Source organism: Coprococcus hominis (ex Arizal et al. 2022), from assembly GCF_040094675.1.
Lineage (GTDB): Bacteria > Bacillota > Clostridia > Lachnospirales > Lachnospiraceae > Coprococcus_C > Coprococcus_C hominis.
Map to the genome: position 1 here is coordinate 1 of NZ_JBBNHG010000002.1, position 2955 is coordinate 2955.

The 2955-nt window shown below is 35.1% G+C and carries 4 protein-coding genes; all 4 read left to right on the forward strand.

Going from position 1 to position 2955, the window contains the following annotated elements; translation table 11 throughout:
• The first annotated feature begins 103 nt into the window (after positions 1-103).
• The 4 genes from AAAT93_RS00010 to AAAT93_RS00025 all read left to right on the forward strand — a co-directional run bounded on the left by AAAT93_RS00010 (position 104) and on the right by AAAT93_RS00025 (position 2821).
• Entirely contained in the window at positions 104-1189 is a 1086-nt protein-coding gene (locus AAAT93_RS00010) for a hypothetical protein (RefSeq protein WP_118671039.1), read from the forward strand.
• Between the two features lie 79 nt (positions 1190-1268).
• Positions 1269-1916: a DUF3990 domain-containing protein gene (locus AAAT93_RS00015; protein ID WP_227573658.1), complete on the forward strand. Its 648-nt coding sequence runs from the start codon at positions 1269-1271 to the stop codon at positions 1914-1916.
• A gap of 12 nt (positions 1917-1928) precedes the next feature.
• Positions 1929-2348: a hypothetical protein gene (locus AAAT93_RS00020; RefSeq protein ID WP_118735135.1), complete on the forward strand. Its 420-nt coding sequence runs from the start codon at positions 1929-1931 to the stop codon at positions 2346-2348.
• Positions 2345-2821, forward strand: coding sequence for an NADAR family protein (locus AAAT93_RS00025; RefSeq protein WP_227573659.1), 477 nt, complete (start codon positions 2345-2347; stop codon positions 2819-2821). The genes AAAT93_RS00020 and AAAT93_RS00025 overlap by 4 nt, the downstream gene beginning before the upstream one ends.
• Positions 2822-2955 lie beyond the last annotated feature (134 nt).

Below are 2955 nucleotides of genomic sequence, written 5' to 3' on the forward strand. Positions count from 1 at the left end.
ACCTCATCACTCTTCATCAACGTAAGTGTGAAAAACTTAAAGCATTGAAGAAATTTATGTTACAGAATATGTTTATTTAGATATAAAGAAGGAGATTAGCAATATGAAGAAAATGGGCATATTATTTGCAATTGGAATATGCTGTATCATGGTAGGATGTGGACAGAAAAATGATTCATCGAATTATACGACATCGGTGTCATCCATGACAGATTCGGCAAGCGAAGTGTCGGAAAATGACGTTGTTTCAGACTTATCAGGTACGTGGAAACAGGATGGTGATTTGGGAGAAATGTATCAAGTTGCATCAATTAATGATGATACTATTTGGATATATTGGTACAATACTGTGGATGCAAGTTATACTTTATACTGGGCAGGCAGTTTAGAACAACCGGAGAACAGTAAGGCGTATACATGGACTTCTGAAAATGATCATGATAAAACGGATGTTTCTATTCTAGCATCGGGTGATAATACAAAAGATTTTACATATAAAAACGGGAAAATTAGTTATGAATGTTCTATTTCTGGAACAACAAAAATAGTTAACTTAATTCAATCAGATATTGATTTACCGGTCTCATTATTAGCAACGTCAAAAAAGGAAGAACAGCTAGAAGTCGAGAAAATTAAGTCAAATTTAGAAGTTACATGTGAGATTGCAAATAAAAGGGTGCTCTATGTATTTGTGACAAATAATAGTGAGTACAAAGCGGACAATATATTATTAAAGTTGACATTAAAGGATGCTGAGGGGAATAAAGTGGATTACCAGGAAGAAAGTTTGGAACAAGTTCTTGGAAAAACAACTGTTGTAAGAAAATTTATTACTGAGACGGATTATGATGATTATGAAATTGACGAAGAGGTTAATGATAATAATATTTCTATTTACTCAGGTAATTTTGCTACTGATATTTCAGTGGAATCAAATAGAAGTGGAAGTAATATAATTGTTGATTGTACCAATAATGCAGAGTGCAATATTGATGATCTGAATTGTGTAGTAGTTGTATATAAAGATGGTAAAATAGCGGATAGCGAAGAATATTATTATTTGATAACTGATGATGCGGGTGTTTTTGATTTAAAAGAAGGAGAAACTCAAACAATAAAGTATGAGATCCCAGAGGATGTTTCTTTTGATGATTATAAGGTTTTTATAAATGGTGCATATGTGTATTAATGCTAGATTATAACAAGATTGCATGTTATCAGAAATTAACGAAAAACGTCCTAAGAAGTATTAATGGAGGGATTACGGAATGGGTAAAATTATTTTATATCATGGAACACAAAATAAAATAGTGACACCGGTCTTTGGTGGTGGAAATGATAAACATGATTATGGTCGTGGATTTTATCTGACGGAAGTATTGAATTTAGCCAAGGAGTGGGCGGTTTGTGTACCGAATAGCGAAAATGGATGGGTACATAAATATGAATTGGATTGTACTGGATTGAAGATTCTCGATTTTCAAGAGAAAGATGTACTGAACTGGTTAGCGGAGCTTATGAAACATCGGGATGCGGCAGATTCAAAAAGATATAGAATGTTAGCGGCGAAGTTCATTGATAAATACGGAATTGATACAAGCGACTATGATGTGATAAAGGGGTGGAGAGCCGACGCATCGTACTTTTATATTGCAAAAGAATTTGTGCGCGACAACATAGATATGGATATATTGGAGGAATTGTTATCATTGGGCGGTTTGGGAATCCAGTATTGTATCAAATCAGAACGGGCGTATGCGCAATTGCATGAAATCGATGAAGATATGATTTCAGTTCCATATAGTGAATTCAATGAACAATACAATCAACGGGATATAGAAGCCAGAGATAATATGAGAAAACTGGTTGATTCAGAAGCCAATAAGGTAACGAAGGTATTTAGTACATTATTGTAGAGGTGATAGGGTATGGGAGCATACGCAGAAGCATATTTAAGTGATGTAGTTGAGAATCAGGGAAAGTTATTCGATTATGTTGCGGAAACATTCCCGGATAAGGACACAGAGGATTTTATCAATTTTTATATGCAGAGTAATACACGGAAAAGCATCGATGAATCACAGGCATATGTGAATACGATGGATGCAAAAACTTTGTGGGAGTATTTCTGCAAAACTGAAGAATATGCATTGAAAGATGGGAAAGCACTTGCTGGATTCCTTCCGGATTGGGTAGGTGAATTTTATGCATATTATCAGTGGTTCTATAATATTCCCAGCCGGGAAGTTGTGAAGAAAATTCCACTTAGTTTCTTGAAAAAAGCATATCCGGGATTGCATGATTTAGAACTCGATTTAGCAGTACAAAAGGTGGGTGAACCAGGGTGAGAGTATTAACATTTCACAATCCAGACGAGGAAAATGGATGTTTCAGTAATTGGTATTTGTCTGATTTTACAACTGGTGATATGAAATATACTTCATTGGAACAGTATATGATGCATCAAAAAGCTTTGCGGTTTCACGATGAAAATATTGCGGCACAGATACTTGCAACAGATGATGTAGCTTATATCAAAGAGCTAGGACGTAAGGTGTCCGGTTTTGATAATCATGTCTGGAATGGTATGAGACAGATTATCGTCTATGAAGGTCTGATGGCGAAATTTACACAGAATCCGGAGTTAAAAAGAGCGTTGCTCGATACAGGCAATACAGTTCTTGCGGAAGCTGCCGTGAATGATAAGATTTGGGGCATCGGATTGTCTATGAGTGATCCGAAAAGATTAGATCCAAGCGAATGGAAAGGACAAAATCTGATGGGATATGCCTTGATGCTGGTAAGAGAGAAATTAAGATAACATAAACAATGAATAGTAACATTATAAATGTTATTTTAATAAAAAAATGTTATCAAAAAAGGGACTTTTGTGAAAGATGCGACAAGTATAGTGTTTGATTTGAAAAATTTATTTACGCTTGGGAACAGCGTAAG

What these genes read in the sequence shown, in the direction of transcription:
- AAAT93_RS00010 (WP_118671039.1), top strand. Translation starts at nt 104, where the DNA reads ATGAAGAAAATGGGCATATTATTTGCAATTGGAATATGCTGTATCATG.
- AAAT93_RS00015 (WP_227573658.1), top strand. Translation starts at nt 1,269, where the DNA reads ATGGGTAAAATTATTTTATATCATGGAACACAAAATAAAATAGTGACA.
- AAAT93_RS00020 (WP_118735135.1), top strand. Translation starts at nt 1,929, where the DNA reads ATGGGAGCATACGCAGAAGCATATTTAAGTGATGTAGTTGAGAATCAG.